The sequence below is a fragment of the Desulfoconvexum algidum genome, from assembly GCF_055382125.1.
Window position 1 is genome coordinate 3,009,804 of sequence record NZ_AP042394.1, and the last position, 17,237, is coordinate 3,027,040.

The window sequence follows — 17,237 nt, forward strand, 5'->3', positions numbered from 1 at the left end:
GGGGACAGGGGATGATTGTTTGTGTTACACAGGTCAAAATCTCTATAAAATAAGGAGGGCAACATGATCAGAAAAAAAGTGCTTGATCATGACCGAATTCGCAGTACAGACAAAGGCTTCAGCTTCATTCCCCATCGTTTCTTAACAGATGGTTTTCTGCAATCATTGAGCTGGCAGGAACTGGCTCTTTATCTGTTCCTGGTATTGGCCTCGGACCGGAATGGACTTTCCTTTTACGGAGATAGAATCATTTGTGCCACCCTGGGACTCAAGGAAAATGATTACCTTTTTGCCCGGAGCAGCCTGATCCATAAAGATCTTATTATGTATAACGGCACCCTTTTCCAGGTCCTTTCATTGCCAAAAAGCACTCATAAAGCATAGGGAGGCGACCCAATGATAGACAATAGAACTGTTTTTGAAATTCACCGGCTAAAAGAAATGCTGTTTTCTAAACGACAGATTGCCCAAACTTTAAATCTGGATAGGAGTACGGTTGATAAATATCTCAAGCATCCGGATACAACTTATAAAACAAGGCAAGGAAGGTCTTCAAAACTTGATCCATACCGGGAACTCATCAAAGAGATGGTGACGCAATATCCCAAAGTCAAGGCCCCCGTCGTATTGCAGCAGATACAGGATAAAGGATTTGACGGAGAAATAACCATTGTTCGAGATTATCTTAAGCACCTCAGACATAATAATTATAGTAAAGAAGCTTTTATCCGTTTTGAGTCCAGGCCAGGCCAACAAATGCAAATTGATTGGGGCCATTTCGGCAGTCTTACATATGGGAAAAACTCAAGGAAGTTATATGCCTTGGCGGTAATTGAATCCCATAGCAGAATGCTTTATGTGGTTTTTACCCATAGCCAAAAACAGGAGATACTACACCAATCCCTTGTTGAGGCCTTCTGTTATTTTGGAGGCACACCCAAAGAAATAGTCGTGGATAATATGCTGACAGCAGTAACTGAACGTGTGGGGTCAATGGTCCGTTTTAACGAATCATTTTTGAATTTTTTAAGACAGTTTAGCATTACCCCTGTGGCCTGCAATATCAGGGCGCCCCATGAAAAAGGGAAGGTAGAAAGCAGTATTAAATATTTGAGATACAATTTTTGGCCTCTCAAGATCTTTACAGATTTGGATGATGTCAACCATCAGGTCCTGGCATGGCTTGATACCACGGCCAATCAAAGACTGCACCAGACCACCAGTGAAAAACCCGCCCATCGATTCGTGAAGGATGCCCTAAAATCTTTGCCTGATCCATCATCGCTGGACTTCCGGGAGACCGAGACACTTAAAGTATACAAAGACTTTGGCATTCGTTTTGATACAAATGTATATACGGTGCCACCAAGACTGGTCGGCAAATCCATAACCCTCAAAGCTGACGGCAGAACCCTGTCTGTTTATTACAAAGAGAAATTGGTGGCTACCCACTTGAGAAACTGGAAGAAAAAACAACGCATTGACCTGCCGTCCCATAGCGAACAGGTTCGCAAACTCAAGAAAAAAGTATTCATGGATAAACAGATGATGGTGTTTATGTCATTGGGTCAGGAAACCGTGGATTACCTTGAAAAACTTGCATATGCATCTCAGCCGTTGAAAAAAACAGTGGACCGTTTGTTAATCTTGAACGATGACTATGGCACCTCATCGCTGATATATGCCCTGAAAAAGGCTTTAACGCATAAACTTTATGGATTTGCTTATATCCAAAACATCCTTTACCAGGAAAGAACACCTACAATCCGCCACCAGCCCGTGACCTTAAAAGATGAAGATCTCAATAAAATCCGTCTACCCAAGCCCAACCTTGCTGACTATGATGCCATTGCACTTAAAAGGAGGAAGAGAAAATAATGGATACCGTAATTGATAAATTCAAATCACTTCGCCTTAAAAATTGTGCACTGAACCTGCCAGACATTTTAGATCAAAGTGTCAGGAATAATCTATCTGCTCTTCAAACCATTGATCGGCTGCTTGAAACTGAAATTGTCTGTAGGAAACAAGCCAGAATTATTTTAAGGTTTAAACAGTCAAAGCTGGGAGAAAAAACAACCATAGATCAATTTGACTTCACCCACCATGAATCCCGGCAAAAGCAAAAAAATCTGATCTTAAACCTGATGGATCTTGGGTTTATCCAGAATAAGAAAGATATTATCCTGATTGGCAATCCCGGCACAGGTAAAACCTTTATAGCCAGATGCATTGCCTATGCCGCCACCCAGGCAGGAATTAAAACCCTTTTTACAACAGCCATGGATATGATCAACCAGCTTGTGGCTGCAAAAACAGATCACACCTTGTTGAAAAAACTGCAATACTATCAATCACAGGACATTCTTGTATGTGACGAAATCGGTTATCTTCCGTTGGGCAGACAGGGATCAAACCTGTTTTTTCAAGTCATCAGCGCCCGGCATGAAAAAAAGTCTACTATCATAACGACAAATCTGCCGTTTGCTAAATGGGGAAACATCTTTGACGGAACCACTGTTGCCACAGCGATTGCCGACCGCCTCGTCTACAACTCTGATATCCTTATAATGGAGGGAGATAGTTATCGAAAGAAATTATAAAAAATGACTGAAAACAAATAGGGTCCTTCTATCCGGACCTGAATAGGGGAACTTTTGACTTTGGTTTATTGCCAGTGCCGCACAGGTGCGTTCATCAACTTGGGTGGCTGGTTTTTAAACGGTGTTTTTGGCTGGATTTTAAGCCGCTGTTTACAATCCGAGTTTCTAAAAAATGTAAAGTGCTCTTTAGATGTGGAACGTTTAATCAAAATTAGCTTTAACAAACATTGACAATTCTTAATTTTTAAGTAGATATTAAAGATCGAAAACTCAATAATCAATATGAAGGCTATTATGCTAAATCGTCTTGTCAAACAAATTTATCCAAGCCCAAAAAATATCGATGAACCGAAGTTATTACATTTTTCAGAAACTTTAGATAATCCGAATATTATATTACTCGGTGATCCAGGTGCAGGAAAATCATTTCTTTTTGAAAAGGCAAATCAATTTGAAAAAGGAGTGTTGCAGTCGGCAAGAAATTTTTTAATATATGGAGACAGTTTAGATTCTAATCAAACTGTTTATATAGATGCTTTAGATGAAAAACGTTCTATCGACAACGATTATCAGACTATTGATTCTATAGCAAAAATGTTGAACAAAATAAAACCTTCAAAATTAAGAATTTCTTGTAGAATAGCAGATTGGTTAGGTGAAACCGATATAGAAGTGTTAAAGCCGTTTTTTAAACTAAACGGAGGATATATAGTTTTAGCCCTCCAACCTCTCTCAATTGCTGAGATGGATTTTATCTTAGAACACAAAAAGGTTGAGAGGCCATCTGAATTTAGAAAAGAAGCTGCGTTAAGAGGGGTAGAATTTTTATTAACGAATCCTCAAACTCTAATTATGCTAATAGACTCAGTTGATGGTGATGAATGGCCTTCAACAAAAAAAGAACTATATCAAAAGGCAACAGAACTGTTGTTAACTGAACATAACCCAAACCATTCACAAATTGGAATCAATTCATACTCCATGGTGGATATAAGAGAAGCTACTGGAGCTGTTTGTGCCTCTTTATTGATTTCGGATACTAATGAGATAAGTTTATTCAAAAAACCCTCAAAAGAAAAAATTCCAAGTTTTTTAGACATCCCAAATATTGATAGCGAAATAGTTCTTAGTGCTTTAGCCAAAAAAGCTTTTATTTCTATTGATCCAGATGCCGGGATTGTTCAATATAAGCATAGGACTATTGCTGAGTATCTCGGTGCCTACTGGATTGCAAGGTCCATAAAAAATGGTTTGCCGCTCAGCCGGATTCTCAGCCTAATTTGTATAGATGGTTACCCTGCACCAGAACTCCGTGGTCTCTATGCTTGGTTGGTTAATTTCCTACCTGAACAAGCAGAACTACTCATAGCAAAAGATCCCTATGGTGTTTTGACTTATGGAGACTGTGGTTCTCTTTCTTTTTTTAATAGGAAAGCATTGCTTGATTCTTTAGTTGTTTTGTCTGAAAAAGATCCATGGTTCCATTCTGAAGAATCTATTCATATGTCGTTGGGTTCATTATCTGGCCCTGATATGGTTGAGGGGTTTAGAACAGTGTTATCATCAAACAAAAAAAAACATCACTTACGTTCAATAGTTCTGAACGCTATTGAAAATGGGCCTGTTTTATCTGATTTAAAAGAAGATCTTGTATCTTTATATTGTGACGAATCAGCATATTTTAGAGAGAGATATCATGCTTGCAAATCAATTATCAAAGTTATTCCGGACGGGATAGTTTTAATTATCGGGTTAACAAGGTCATTAAATTCCACTGAATCAAACGTTCGATTAAAAATTGAAATAATCAGTAAGTTTTATAATGATTATTTTGAACCACAGGATCTTATTCGTGCTGTGGCTGATTATATCAAATTTCAGCAAAAGGATGTGGGTTATGGATTATGGACATTACGCGAATCAATAAAGGGAAAAGATTTGCCATATATTTTAGACGGGTTATCTGGACTCAAATACGAAGAAACTACGGAAGGCCATTCTGAGGTTGAAAGATTGTATCATACTATTTTGGAACGCTGTTTAAAAAAGGAACTGAATATAGCACCAAAACGTGTTTGGAAATGGTTAAGCGGGTTAAAAAAATTTCATAGATATAATTACAATATTGAAAAATATCAAGATATCAGAGATTGGCTCACCAAAAATGAAAAAATAGTAACTTCTATGTTTCAACTTCTTTTAACTGATTGGAAAGACACGTTTACTTATCATGGAAAATTTTGGGATACTTTCTCTTCAACAGTATTACATATATACAATAGGAAAGACATTATAAGAACTGGTTTCTCTTTTATAAAAAATGAATCGTTATGTGATGAAGCAATTCAATCAATATTTTCATTGCTATTAAATTTGACGAAAAATTTAGATCCACCGGATACAGAATTATTTGAAAAGCTTATAAAATTCGGCAATTCTTACGAAGAACTATCAGAAGTTTTATTTGATGGATGTACATGTAGAGTCGATAATTGGCGACAAGAAGAACATGATCGAAGGATAAAGAATAAAAAAGAAAAAATAATAAGAAAAAAAAAGAATACTAAAGCCTTTCAAAAAGATATAAAGCTCATTAAGAGTGGTCTCGACTTAGGTTGGCTTGCATGGCTTGGACAGATCTATTATTCACATTTCGCTGATGTAAATGATAAAATTTCTCCTAAAGAAAGATTAATTGAACAGATTGGAGAGGAAAACTGCCAGATTGCTCTTGAAGGGTTTCGAGCAGTAATACATAGAACCGACCTGCCAACACCGGAAGTCGTTGCTGGTCTTTCTGTCCTAAATCAATATCTGCCTTGGTGGTACTCTATTGTAGCTGGTCTAACAGAGGCATTTTTATTGAAACCAGATTTGAGATACTACAATGAAAAAATACTGAAAGCTGCATTAGCAATCGATCTTTTCTTTCTGCAAAATAGTGAGCCTGAACCTTATTGGAAAAAGAAAATTTATGAAATTAATACGGAACTTATTCTATCCGTCTACTCAGACGTTATTATGATTCAGCTAACGGCTAAAAAAAAATATATAAATGGACTTTATACGTTCTGTGATGAGGAGCGTTTATCCGCTATTAGGGGAGACACATTGGTTGAAATATTAAGGAAGTTTCCTAACACCAATTCTAATGATCTCAGGAGAATGTTACAGGCAGCAATAATTAGTATTCCAAAGGAAAAACTATTAGAATTAACTAATGAAATTTTACAATCAAATGCAAAAGTACGTTTAGAGCAAAGGGCTCTTTGGTTTGCAATTGGATTCTTATTAGATTTTAGCTCCTACAAAGAAAAAATAAAAAAATATTCAAGGAATCGGGATTTTGTATTATGGGAGATTCGTTCTTTAATAGTTAATATACCTAATGTTGATGGAGAAGAACCTGCTAAACTAAAGGTGGATCAAATTGTCTTCTTATCAAATTTATTCGCTGCAAAATTTCCAAATGCTGACTACCCAATAGGTGGTTGGTCTGGTGATAGGAACCCTTGGGATGCTTCAAATTTTATTAATAACTATATCAATGAACTTTCTGCGAGGACTGAACCTTCAGCAACAATAGCATTAGAAGGAATGCTTAAAGAATCTATTTATTTAACATATAAAAATCATCTTCTGCATTCTTTATCTAACCATCGTACGCTTTGTAGGCAAAAACAATTTATTCAAGCAAATTGGGCGTGTACTATTGAGGCATTGGCAGGTGGTCATCCAGCTCATGTGCAAGACTTGCATGCGATAACACTTGAGTATCTTGAGAACATCAATAATGAAATTAAATATGGTAACACTGATATTTTTAAAGTTTTCTGGAATGAAGATCAATATAGTCGTATTACAAAACCAAAGGTCGAAGAAAGCTGTAGAGATCGACTCATTGATCTATTAAAACCGTATTTTAACCCCCTTTCTGTTCGTGTAGAACCTGAAGGACATATGGCAATAGATAAACGAGCTGATATAGTTCTTTTCCCACCACCTGGGAAAAAACTACCGTTAGAATTAAAACGTGATACTCATGATGACTTATGGTATGCATGTGAAAATCAGTTAGACAGGCTTTACACTCGTGACCCCGAAGCAGAAGGATATGGAATTTATATTGTCTTTTGGTTTGGAGATAAACGGAATGGACCATTGCCAAAACCTCCCCGAGGGATTAGAAAACCTTTAACCTCGAAAGACTTGCAAAACTCTCTTCAGAGCTTAATCAATCCAGAGCACCTATATCGATTAAGAGTATTCGTATTAGACGTCTCACCTCCCGAAGGATAAATGTAATAAAATTTAGACCGATAATTGAATATTCAATTGGTGTGAGTATTCTGACTATAGGCCAAGTGTTTCAAGATTTATACAATCCTGTGGACTTTCCCTGTTAGGCCGGGCTTTATTCAAAAACAATCCAACCACAGCATATGGTCCCATGTTTTTTTCCATCCCAAACCCCAAAAATAAGTTAAGTTATGTATAAATCTCCCTGTCGTAAATATCCAAACAGGACTGTTATTCTCTACTAAAGTTGATTTTTATATGCTGGAGATACCCCAAATTTTGTTTATCATTATTATTTCGTGGGCTATCCTGATAGAAATTCATATTTTTTTTATGAAGACCATTGTAATTTCCATTCCTTTTTGGTAGCCGTTGAAGTGTTATCTTGTTTATTAAAATTGAATAATAAACAGAAAAAAACTGGTAAACTTAATTGTTAGCTAAAGGATAAATAATGGATTTTGGATTAGTCAAAGATATTTTTCTAATAATCATCGGAGCCTTTTTTACATTTATATTCACTTTAGTTGTGTTAAAAGTACAGCAGAAAAAACCGAACATAACTTGGAGAAAATTATCAAACATAAAAATACCAGCAAATAACCTAACTGGTATTAACTGGATCATTGAGAACCAAGGGAATAAATCAGCTAAAAACGTTTCTGTGCAGTTAAAACTTGGAGCTATTGGTAAATTTGAAACTATAGACTGCCAAGCATCAGAAAATGCTCTCAACTTCACCCGAAATACAAATAATGATTCCGATATGTTAAGTATTGATATCCCACTTTTCCCTCAGGGGATCTCATTTGATATTTCCTCTTTAGTAAAAGATCTTACTGGCAATATCGAAATAAGTATTGTTGGTGAAGATTTTATAGGCAAAGAGCATCAGGTAAAAGACAATTCTGAAAAAATCAAAAAGTATTACAATATCATTTCATTGGCACTGATTAGCGTTTATTTACTTTCAGTTTTCGGTTTGATTATTTTTATGGGGTTTATTTTAAATTCTAAATTGGAGTATGAACAGACTAGAAGCATTGCAAATTTGTATTTGTCAAATGGGGACAAAGACGAAGCCATAAAATTATACGAATCTTACAGCAAAAATAGCGTGCTGTTTAAAGAAACACCGTCATTGTTATTTGAAGTTTTATCTATTTATGGAAATTCAGGCGATAAAGTAAAGGTAATATCACTCATTAACAAATTATCGGGTGACCTTAAAAATAAATCTGCATCCCATTATATCCATTTTTTAGAAACAGCCAAAGCCTTCGATCAATTTAGAAAAGATAAAGACTTCATTAACGCGCTGGAAAAATTCAAGAAAAACCATAGTTGACCAACGGGTAAACCAGACAGCAGGGTGCGGCTTTTTTAAAATATTGAAACAACTTTAAAACGGTGATATCCTTAATTAGTTTACGGGAAGCCCTTGCTGTCCGTCACTCTTCACACAGCACATTGTAGATTTTCTAAAATCAACTTAATTCATTGATAACCTTTTTAGAAAAAATTCCCGGGAAATCAGGTAATTAATATAATTATCACCTTGAAGAAGATTCAAAAATTACTGTGGACTATCCCTGTTAGTGATCGGGGTATTGTTTTTTATTCTGAAAGCCTTATCTTAATTTATTGCTTGATATTTGCATTCTCAATTTTTACCAACTGATATGAGGAAATGAAATGAAAATTGCCATTACCATCGAATTAGATGAAAAATCGGCTGAGTTGTTCCAGGTACCATTTAAAAAACTTTCAAAACAAATCAATGATCTGATTGGGATGTTTGAAAAGGTTGATTTTACAGTTGAAGAGGCACCGGATATTGAACCAAAACCAGAGCCATCAAAAAATTCAGCACCTAAAAAAACCAAAAAGAAATCTAAACCTCAGAGATCAGTTAAAGCTACTATTCTCAAGACTATCAAAAAGAACAAAGACGGTATTAATACCAAAGATTTGCAGGAACAAACTGGTTTTACCGGCAAACAGATCTCAAATAATATGTTTCATTTGAAGAAAGAGAAAAAAGTAGAAAAAACAAAAGAAGGTTTGTTTATAGCCCTTTAGTATTTTCGGTGAATATTCAGGAGGATCAAATCTTTGATATGAGGTGTTAATATGTCTAAAATGAAAATAGTTGACCTATCTCAGTATCGAAAAGGAAAAGAAAAAACAGGCAAGGATTCAGATCAATCGAACGAAGACAAACGGTCATTTGATGAAAAGTTGCAAGATCTTATTTATAAGCCATTTAGCAAAACCGATTCGAAAAAAGAACTGATTGCAATTTTTGAAGAAGAACACCTCAAAAAAGACAAAGAAGATGAGAATGAATGAGCTGATCCTTTCTTTGCTTTTTTATATATTATCCGAGTGAAGCACTTTAGTTATGCTTTATGCTTTTTTCATGGATGTGAAAAACGTACATGAAGATAGCAACCTTCAGTTAGACTGTTCTCAAAGACGGCTCTATATTTTTCAAGTAGCTTATCATATTGTTTCTGAATGAAATCATTCTTTCCCAGCGCATATGCATAACTATTTAAAATTATAAACGTAGTTAAATTTGTAGGGGTTTTGTCCAATCGCATATGCTCAAGAAACTCATAGCGCTCCAGAAGCTCCCAGTAAAGAGACAAATTATTCAATCCGTTATAACTGGGAATACAATTTATTGATAGTACTGGCAATAACTCCACCGGAACGAAACTACGAACAATACTCGCATACATTTTCTCTTCATTTTCATTTAAGCATATTGTTGTTTTATCACCAAGGTAACACTCATTAAAATGTCTTTCTTTATTCATAACATTGTTCTTGGCAATGAATTTTAACAATTGGTAAAGGATTCTAAAATATTGTGAAAGCTCGGACTGTTCTAATATATGAGATTGCTTCTTTTCCAAATATTTTGGTAATGCTTGACTATCATCTAGTGTAAATAAATTACAAAGGTAAGAAGAATATTCTTCTTTTTGGGATTTCAACTCTGTTAGGACTTGATTATGCTGTTCTAACAATGAATAAAACGTAACTTCAAATCTTTGAATTTCATAGGTTTTTGACTGCTCATGTTGAGCGGTAGCACTTTTTTTCAAGGCAGATATCGCAGTTTCTAATTCCCTACGCTGTAAATATATGGTGTAAAGTAAAGCTAAAAATGAAAGCGATGCGAACAATGCCCCTAACGTACCACCAAAATATGATCCAAAATCTCCCCAGTCAGATTGCTTTGAGCTAAAACTTCCAGAAAAATTTCTAAAGTAAAGAAAACATACCACGACGAATATTCCAAGGCAAACTAATGATATCCAAAAAAATTTATTCTTCAAAAATGTAATTATTTTTTCCAATTTAAAATTCTCTACTCGTAAACATTAACAATGTTGACCACCGGATTAGCATATCCTGTCAATTTGAATGATCTGTGGTTATAAAATTTAAATATTTATAAAGGAAGCCTTAACAGCATAAAAAAACCTTGTAAAGGGAAATTAGGAACCCACTTATTCATAGTTAACCTGATTTTAAATTTATCCCAAAATATAAAAAGGATATCCGATTAATTAGAGATAGAGATTCCCCCAGAAGATCCAACTTCAACAAACTCCATCCATAAAACAATCCGACCCATTCATTTTGCAAACTCACCTACTCAAAACCTCTACACCCGGTTTCTTCAGCATGTTTTCTTGACTGTGGATACTTCCTGCAATGTTCCGGTTTGACATCTTGAATCCGACAAATAAATTTATTCTGCTTTGGCAGCTTTCTCAACCATGGACACCTCCCCACATCATCACCTGTTTTTGGACTTATCCAAATATCATGAATATAATACTCCTCGCCAAGATGTATTGAGTTCACCCATTCAAGGATATCATATCGTCCTTCCATTTCCCATAATGCAACTTCTTCATCACTGACACTTGTTTGAAAAGCATCGGTGAGGTTGAGACAGCAGTTACCGCATTGTTTGCATTTGAAGTTTTTAGGGGGCATTTTGGTCTTTTATTTGCTATTCCGTTTTAATGATTGTTTTACTAAACTTAGAATATACTCTAAATTCTCATCAGAATTGATCATCAACTCATAATCACCATTACCCCAATGGCCTGTTGATGACACATCTCTCATAATATTTTTTGGATCATCCAACTCACCTTTTTGCATGTTAAGCCAAATTTTAAACGCTTTCTTTTGTATAACAATGTCAACCACATTAGAGCTTGAAACGAAAGCCAAATAAAGTTTTTTGGGTTTAACTTCAATCTCGCCAAGATTCATAATGGCCAATTTGAATTTAAAGTATAAATCCCTTATCTCTTCATTAGTTTTTTCCAAATGTTTCTGCTCAGTATAAACTTTAATTTCTTTCGCTATTTTTTTAATTGCGTTATCACTTTTAGAAATAGTTTTTATGCTTTCCTGAGCACTAGATTTTTTTATTTGTTCATATGATATTGTATCATTATCAAATCTTGACACTTCCCATAATTCAATCGGCAAGTCTTTAAAATTAATGGCTTCTCTTTGGTACGTCGTGAATCCTTGGGAAATAAACATTACTTTTGATTGAGACCAGTCAACATCATTTCTTTTTAATGTTTCATTTTTATTTTCATTATATTCAAGAATGAAGTCTGCCTTATTGTTCAGCATTAATGATAAATAAGCATATCCTTGGTCTATTACGCTGAAGTTTTTATCTCTTTTGTATTCAATAATAACAAAAGATTTTGATTCATTGTCAAATGATAGAGTATCAATTCGAAAATTATTAATAGCAAATTCAGACTTAACAAATTCAAGATGCAAAACACATTGCAAATTATCTTCAGTTAATGATTGTATCTCCTTTTCAAGTATAAAAGGTTTTTTTTTGATTATTTTCAATTTGTCAGTTATCCTAAATAGAGCCATTAGATCTCCTGTGCAATTTTTAAATTCATAATATAGTTTGTTTTTGCTATAAGTTCCACTATTTGAACGAATAAAATATATTTAGTTTTTGATTCAAGGTCATCTCCAGAGTTATGCAGACAATTTGATAGACTTTGTAACCATAAGCTCAAAATAAATCCTCGAATTTAAACTGTATTTCAAATTACCACACAATAATTCTATTACTCAAATCATTTCCAAATAACATCCAATAACCCTTGAATTTTCCTCCACCAAGGTGCAATATATCTTTAGCAAAATCAGTTCCATATTCGCCATAATCTGAAACGGGAGACACCTCATGTATCTATCTGAAGAGAAACGGGCTGAAATCAGGAAATGTATAACTGATGATAAATAAAATTGAACAATCAATTGATGAATTAAAAACATGGATTTCTTCTGATGAACTGGCATTGATTGCATTAAATGCGGGATATGAAAATACATTTAGAGATCGGTTACTATTCCCACTTCAAAAAAGTTTTCCAGAGTTTTTTGTCAGATCAGAATATTATACTAATAAAAATAGAGCAGACATAGCAATTTTGGATGCCCAAAAAACGATTCAGTGCATTATAGAATTAAAACATAATTATACTTTTCAATTAGACTTGATCACCGGAACAAAAAAAAAGGATTGGAAAAATCAAAATTTTCAAAATAGATCTAAAACCAGAATTGAAAAGGAATTTTTAAGATGGGAATCAAGTAATATCCCATTATTTTGTATCAATTTAGTAACACATTTTGATTTTGTTGATAAAAAATATAAAGATTATTTGAAATATAAGACAATAGCTCAAAAGAATAATGCTTCAGTCTATAGAAACTATTCTGATTATCTGACAAAACATCAAAATAATGCTCTTCTGGGTAAAACAAAAGAATATGCTCTGCAACTAAACAAACCATATCATGCCTCTGGGAAATTGATAATTTCAATTTATCAAAAGTTAAATGAAATTGCCCCATAAATATAGTCGAAATCAGGGAAAGTATTGGGAATCAATTTAATTCAGGGCTCGATTACAGAGTGCAATTCAGGAAAAATAAAATAGGTCATATTACAGGATTTTGTGATACCGCTGAGGGACGGAAAGTTTCTTAGATTCTATTTGGCGCCAGGGATGGGAAAGAAGTTTTTACACCGTTTTAGAAAAAATAGGGTCGTTAATGATAAACAAACGAACAATAGAAAATTTCAAAGGCTGTATAATTGGTGGGGCAATCGGAGATGCATTGGGGGCACCAATTGAATTCATGTCGATTGATCAGATCAGATCCACCCACGGAGATCAAGGATTGACAGATTATTCCGAAGCATATGGTCGTAAAGGTGCTATCACCGATGATACTCAAATGATTTTATTTACAGCTGAAGGTTTGATTTTATCAAAAATAAGACAAGAATATAAGGGAAACGAAGGGGTCATCTCTGCTGTTTATCATGCTCTTTTAAGATGGCTATATACCCAAGAGACAAATCTCCAAGGTTCTCTTATTCAAAATCATGGAACCTGTTCAATAGTGGATGGAATATTAACAGGGTATAAAGAACTATTTTCATTAAGAGCGCCAGGGAATAGCTGTTTGTCTGCTTTGAAATCTGGAAGGATGGGGACTATTGAGAGTCCTATTAATGACAGCAAAGGTTGCGGTGGTGTCATGAGGATAGCGCCAGTCGGACTCGCTTACAATGATGCTGAAAAAGCGTTCCAAATCGGTTGTGAATGTGCGGCAATTACACACGGTCATCCTACTGGATATTTGAGTTCTGGAACTTTGGCTGCTTTAATCTCCATGATTATTTCAGGAAACTCTCTTAATGATGCAATTGATGAATCCATCCGGATTTTGAAAAATGAAAAAAATAGTAAGGAGACATTGGAGGCGGTCATAAACGCTGTTGAAATGGTGGAACTATCTACCCCTGGACCTGATGTCATAGTGAACCTTGGAGCTGGATGGATGGCGGAAGAAGCTTTGGCTATTAGCCTTTATTGTGCATTAGTTGCCGGCGATGATTTCAGAAAAGGGGTTTTGCTGTCAGTTAATCATTCTGGAGACAGTGATTCAACGGGTTCCATTACCGGAAATATTTTAGGGGCATTATATGGGGTCGATATTCTCCCTGAAAGCTGGATGAGGAACCTTGAACTAAAAGGATTAATTGAAGAGACATCTGGAGATCTGTTTGATCAATTCGGATGAGAAAATTTAACAAAAACAGAGATTGATAAAAAATGACACCCATACCCCAATATCTTTTGAAAATAGAGTTGTTTCACTAAAAAATTCCCAGTTGCTTTATGATATAATCTACATGAGCATATCGTGGAATTTGATCCTTCATATTCCACCAACAAAATTCTTCCAATTCCCTTGATTTTAAAAATGGTTCATCATCAGTTTCTATTAATGAGACCTTGTGCTTGTTGAATGATCCCAAAAAGTCGCATTTAAAGATGCGCTCAGCCTTCCTTGCACTCATATCAAGTTCTTCATATAATTCTCTGATTGCTGCAGACAAAGATGGTTCATTTCTATTCGTTCCACCACCTGGAAGAGAAAATTTCTTTTTTCCTCTATCTTTTACCAGAAGCACCTTATTTTCTCTAATAACGACTGCTGTTCCTCTGATCCTCTTTTTATGTTTAGACTGGGTCCCTTTCAGGCTTGCCTTACCATCTCGAATTTCAATCCAATCGCATTGTAGTGTTGGTTTACCAGAAGAAGTATCAACCACACAAACATCATTCCATTTAAGATCCTTTCCCCTTCCTTTATATGGTTTAAATCCCATTCCTTCCAAGTCTGTTAACATACACTCGATGTCCATGGCATTCATGGCTCCCGTTCTGAAAAGATGGTCATCGTACCAATTTGACCCACAATCAATACTCACCTGGCGATCTAACAAGCATTGTTTCCAACCACCAGTGTATTTTTTTTCAATGATCTTTCTGGGGATTATCAAGTTAATGAACTCTAATCTTATGGACATATTTCTCCTTTATCTTGTTTGAAGTACTTTAGAACAAGCCTCTCAGCTCTCTGATATGATTTTATAGCATCCAGTTTATCCTTCTTTATTTTACCTTTTCTGTTTAACGTACAAACAATTTCTCCTCCTGTATTGGTATCTATGCTGATCAAATATTCATCACTGGCGATGAATTTTTCCGGCATAGATTTTCTTCCAGGCCCAAGTTCTCCACTAAAAACCAAACCTGTCTTTACCAGGGCATCGATCTCATCCTGATAGCCATTATTGGTGGCATTGAAATAAGTGAATATTGTTGTTCCTTTTTCTGAAAGTTCTCTATCGGCTTTTCCGTATTCCTTATATGGAATAAACTTCTGCTTGAACATCTCAACATCAGAATTTTTGACTGTGATATCCAATCGACGTTTTGGGCCTACCGTTACCGTATTAAACTCAATCAACTCGGCAAGCCTTTTCTGATATGTTTCATGGTCAGGGGTTCTTCCTGTTTCCTCTGAATAGCTGGCATAACCGTTGAACCAATAGAGAGCCATAGCCTCAATGAAAATGTCATCTTGAATGTCATAATCTTTGCTGACAGGGATAATCGCATCAACATTACACAGAGGACAGAAACAGATCAAATTCCAGTCCCACATATCTATTTCTTTTGGATCAAAGCCCCCCCCACAATAATAACAACGACCCTTGTCAACATTATCAAACAGATCTTTGTTGTTGTCTTTAGCGGCTTTTTTTATATTGGATAATTTATATTTCATTTTGCCCTCCCCAGATATTACTCCATGAGTATCTAACAAAAAACATTGCAGGCTATATATAAAAATGATGAGTGTCAATAAAAAAAATAATTGGCAAAATATTAACTTCATGGTTTGTCTTGGCAGTGCGAAATTGTTGGGTGAAGTTCGGGGTGATTGTTTTTATATGGGTAAAGGGTCATCGGTATCTCTTTGTTTTTTATTTCAAATGAATTAATTTGATTATTAAAGACCATGAATTACTCAAAAACACCGTTTGCCTCAATTTAAAAGTCCTTGAATTCTCCTCTCCCAAGTGCAATCTGATTTAAAAATAATTATTTTAGAAAGGTATAGCTCATGTTAGAAAACAAATGGAAACATGGAAAAGTACATTTTGAATTACCGCAACTATCACCTGTTTTGATTGCTTCGCCAGGTATCAAACCCATTTCAATGATACTTGATAATAGTATAGGTGAAGAAATCGTTATGCTAATCACGGAACCTAAAGAGTTCGCAAAAGATTTTGAAGAAAGAGATATAACCAGATTTATGCTGAAATCTGGGTTAGTAAACACATCTTATGGACCGATTTGCTTTCTTTTGTTTTATTTTCCAGACCCTTCCACTGGTGAGCAAATAACATACGAGAATACTATTAATATAGAAGATTCTCAGCAGCTTTCAATCTACAAACAGCTTTCTGATCAGAAATACTGGCATGTTATCATTGCTGATGATTCCGGAGAGGTAATTAATTTTTTTGAATTTCCCAACGAATATGGGTTGGCAGAAACTATAAATCAAGTTGAAAGTGTTTGTAAAAATATTCCGGTAACTGACTTTATGGCGGCTAAAGCAGAATATGAGATGCAGTATTCCATAGAACAGCTATTGGAAATGTAGCATAATGCGATCCCCAGGTGATGATGAATAATGTGAGATCAAGCAAAATATGAGAAAACAAATCGAATCCATCCTCCGCAAACAAAACAATCTCACAGCCACCTATTTCAAATCCCCTTTAGAAAATATCCTCCCTTCTATCCATTCCAACTGGGAAAAAATAGAAGCAGATCTATCCCAGGGAAGTGGTAATGAATTACAATCCGGAAAATTCCATTCAATTGCATCATTAGGTGTTAATGAATTTGGTGTTTTTTATGAACCTAATTTTATGATCTGGCCAACAATAGAATCTGAAAAGTTTACAATCCAATATTTGAGAAAAAATTGTCAAATGGACTTAGAGGCACCAACCCGAATTTGGATGTCTTTTTTATAAGTGAATAAGAAACTCAAGACAGGAAAAGCCCTATATATAATATGTGGGGGTTCCTAAATTTTGTCTGGAAGACTCTTTAAAATACCAGTAAATGCTTGTAAATAGGGCCTCATCCTGAGTCGTTATAGACACATTAAACATCTTTTTACTATTCCAAAATCCCTTTCAAGCAAGGTCATTTTTCTATTTAAAATAATTAAGAATACAAATGGTATCTTGTACAATTTCAACCCGGAAAAATCTTTGATTGGATAATAATTCTTAAGTGTGAATCAGGCTATTATAACCCCCAAAACCCCGCGGTTAAAAATGGTGTGGCTTTAACGCAGCGTAAG

Annotated in this window: 16 protein-coding genes; 11 read left to right on the top strand and 5 right to left on the bottom strand. The window is 35.1% G+C overall.

The window, feature by feature from the left end:
• The first annotated feature begins 63 nt into the window (after window positions 1-63).
• The 7 genes from ACZ45G_RS13920 (at window position 64) to ACZ45G_RS13950 (ending at window position 9,254) form a co-directional block, all read left to right on the top strand.
• Complete coding sequence (locus ACZ45G_RS13920) at window positions 64-384, top strand: hypothetical protein (RefSeq protein ID WP_464179103.1); 321 nt, start codon at window positions 64-66, stop codon at window positions 382-384.
• Between the two features lie 12 nt (window positions 385-396).
• The gene (istA, locus tag ACZ45G_RS13925; RefSeq protein ID WP_464179105.1) at window positions 397-1,878 is read left to right on the top strand and encodes an IS21 family transposase; all 1,482 of its coding nucleotides are present in this window, start codon (window positions 397-399) and stop codon (window positions 1,876-1,878) included.
• Window positions 1,878-2,603: an IS21-like element helper ATPase IstB gene (istB, locus tag ACZ45G_RS13930; RefSeq protein ID WP_464179107.1), complete on the top strand. Its 726-nt coding sequence runs from the start codon at window positions 1,878-1,880 to the stop codon at window positions 2,601-2,603. Before istA ends, istB begins: the two co-directional genes overlap by 1 nt.
• 294 nt (window positions 2,604-2,897) lie before the next feature.
• Window positions 2,898-6,902 (top strand): NACHT domain-containing protein, encoded by a 4,005-nt coding sequence (locus ACZ45G_RS13935; protein WP_464179109.1) that lies wholly within the window; start codon window positions 2,898-2,900, stop codon window positions 6,900-6,902.
• 454 nt (window positions 6,903-7,356) lie between these two features.
• Window positions 7,357-8,250, top strand: a complete 894-nt coding sequence (locus ACZ45G_RS13940) for a tetratricopeptide repeat protein (protein ID WP_464179111.1) — start codon at window positions 7,357-7,359, stop codon at window positions 8,248-8,250.
• Window positions 8,251-8,597: 347 nt separating this feature from the next.
• Window positions 8,598-8,984 (top strand): hypothetical protein, encoded by a 387-nt coding sequence (locus ACZ45G_RS13945; RefSeq protein WP_464179113.1) that lies wholly within the window; start codon window positions 8,598-8,600, stop codon window positions 8,982-8,984.
• 51 nt (window positions 8,985-9,035) lie between these two features.
• A complete protein-coding gene (locus ACZ45G_RS13950) occupies window positions 9,036-9,254 on the top strand; it encodes a hypothetical protein (protein WP_464179115.1) in 219 nt (72 codons plus the stop codon).
• A gap of 68 nt (window positions 9,255-9,322) precedes the next feature.
• Here ACZ45G_RS13950 and ACZ45G_RS13955 read toward each other — a convergent pair whose 3' ends face one another.
• From ACZ45G_RS13955 to ACZ45G_RS13965, 3 genes are all read right to left on the bottom strand, one after another.
• Window positions 9,323-10,273 carry a putative phage abortive infection protein gene (locus ACZ45G_RS13955; protein ID WP_464179118.1) on the bottom strand — a complete coding sequence of 317 codons (951 nt, stop codon included), beginning with the start codon at window positions 10,271-10,273 and terminating at the stop codon, window positions 9,323-9,325.
• A 298-nt stretch (window positions 10,274-10,571) separates the two neighbouring features.
• Entirely contained in the window at window positions 10,572-10,922 is a 351-nt protein-coding gene (locus tag ACZ45G_RS13960; RefSeq protein ID WP_464179120.1) for a YkgJ family cysteine cluster protein, read from the bottom strand.
• Window positions 10,923-10,931: 9 nt separating this feature from the next.
• Window positions 10,932-11,843 (bottom strand): DUF5655 domain-containing protein, encoded by a 912-nt coding sequence (locus tag ACZ45G_RS13965; RefSeq protein ID WP_464179122.1) that lies wholly within the window; start codon window positions 11,841-11,843, stop codon window positions 10,932-10,934.
• Between the two features lie 371 nt (window positions 11,844-12,214).
• Here ACZ45G_RS13965 and ACZ45G_RS13970 point away from each other — a divergent pair, with 371 nt between their 5' ends.
• Entirely contained in the window at window positions 12,215-12,841 is a 627-nt protein-coding gene (locus ACZ45G_RS13970; protein WP_464179124.1) for a hypothetical protein, read from the top strand.
• 199 nt (window positions 12,842-13,040) lie between these two features.
• Window positions 13,041-14,078, top strand: coding sequence for an ADP-ribosylglycohydrolase family protein (locus tag ACZ45G_RS13975; protein WP_464179126.1), 1,038 nt, complete (start codon window positions 13,041-13,043; stop codon window positions 14,076-14,078).
• A 76-nt stretch (window positions 14,079-14,154) separates the two neighbouring features.
• On the opposite strand, the gene ACZ45G_RS13980 is transcribed toward ACZ45G_RS13975, so the two are convergent.
• Window positions 14,155-14,871 carry an NUDIX domain-containing protein gene (locus tag ACZ45G_RS13980; protein ID WP_464179128.1) on the bottom strand — a complete coding sequence of 239 codons (717 nt, stop codon included), beginning with the start codon at window positions 14,869-14,871 and terminating at the stop codon, window positions 14,155-14,157.
• Entirely contained in the window at window positions 14,862-15,635 is a 774-nt protein-coding gene (locus ACZ45G_RS13985) for a hypothetical protein (RefSeq protein WP_464179130.1), read from the bottom strand. The genes ACZ45G_RS13980 and ACZ45G_RS13985 overlap by 10 nt, the downstream gene beginning before the upstream one ends.
• A 339-nt stretch (window positions 15,636-15,974) precedes the next feature.
• Between ACZ45G_RS13985 and ACZ45G_RS13990 the strand changes: the two genes are divergently transcribed.
• Complete coding sequence (locus ACZ45G_RS13990; RefSeq protein WP_464179132.1) at window positions 15,975-16,523, top strand: hypothetical protein; 549 nt, start codon at window positions 15,975-15,977, stop codon at window positions 16,521-16,523.
• 49 nt (window positions 16,524-16,572) lie between these two features.
• On the top strand, window positions 16,573-16,902 hold the full coding sequence (locus ACZ45G_RS13995; protein WP_464179134.1) for a hypothetical protein: 330 nt from the start codon (window positions 16,573-16,575) through the stop codon (window positions 16,900-16,902).
• The last annotated feature ends 335 nt before the right edge of the window (window positions 16,903-17,237 follow it).

Bases quoted from the DNA above. Each gene is read 5' to 3' on its own strand.
- ACZ45G_RS13920 (WP_464179103.1), top strand. From the start codon at position 64: ATGATCAGAAAAAAAGTGCTTGATCATGACCGAATTCGCAGTACAGAC.
- istA (WP_464179105.1), top strand. From the start codon at position 397: ATGATAGACAATAGAACTGTTTTTGAAATTCACCGGCTAAAAGAAATG.
- istB (WP_464179107.1), top strand. From the start codon at position 1,878: ATGGATACCGTAATTGATAAATTCAAATCACTTCGCCTTAAAAATTGT.
- ACZ45G_RS13935 (WP_464179109.1), top strand. From the start codon at position 2,898: ATGCTAAATCGTCTTGTCAAACAAATTTATCCAAGCCCAAAAAATATC.
- ACZ45G_RS13940 (WP_464179111.1), top strand. From the start codon at position 7,357: ATGGATTTTGGATTAGTCAAAGATATTTTTCTAATAATCATCGGAGCC.
- ACZ45G_RS13945 (WP_464179113.1), top strand. From the start codon at position 8,598: ATGAAAATTGCCATTACCATCGAATTAGATGAAAAATCGGCTGAGTTG.
- ACZ45G_RS13950 (WP_464179115.1), top strand. From the start codon at position 9,036: ATGTCTAAAATGAAAATAGTTGACCTATCTCAGTATCGAAAAGGAAAA.
- ACZ45G_RS13960 (WP_464179120.1), bottom strand. From the start codon at position 10,922: ATGCCCCCTAAAAACTTCAAATGCAAACAATGCGGTAACTGCTGTCTC.
- ACZ45G_RS13965 (WP_464179122.1), bottom strand. From the start codon at position 11,843: ATGGCTCTATTTAGGATAACTGACAAATTGAAAATAATCAAAAAAAAA.
- ACZ45G_RS13970 (WP_464179124.1), top strand. From the start codon at position 12,215: ATGATAAATAAAATTGAACAATCAATTGATGAATTAAAAACATGGATT.
- ACZ45G_RS13975 (WP_464179126.1), top strand. From the start codon at position 13,041: ATGATAAACAAACGAACAATAGAAAATTTCAAAGGCTGTATAATTGGT.
- ACZ45G_RS13980 (WP_464179128.1), bottom strand. From the start codon at position 14,871: ATGTCCATAAGATTAGAGTTCATTAACTTGATAATCCCCAGAAAGATC.
- ACZ45G_RS13985 (WP_464179130.1), bottom strand. From the start codon at position 15,635: ATGAAATATAAATTATCCAATATAAAAAAAGCCGCTAAAGACAACAAC.
- ACZ45G_RS13990 (WP_464179132.1), top strand. From the start codon at position 15,975: ATGTTAGAAAACAAATGGAAACATGGAAAAGTACATTTTGAATTACCG.
- ACZ45G_RS13995 (WP_464179134.1), top strand. From the start codon at position 16,573: ATGAGAAAACAAATCGAATCCATCCTCCGCAAACAAAACAATCTCACA.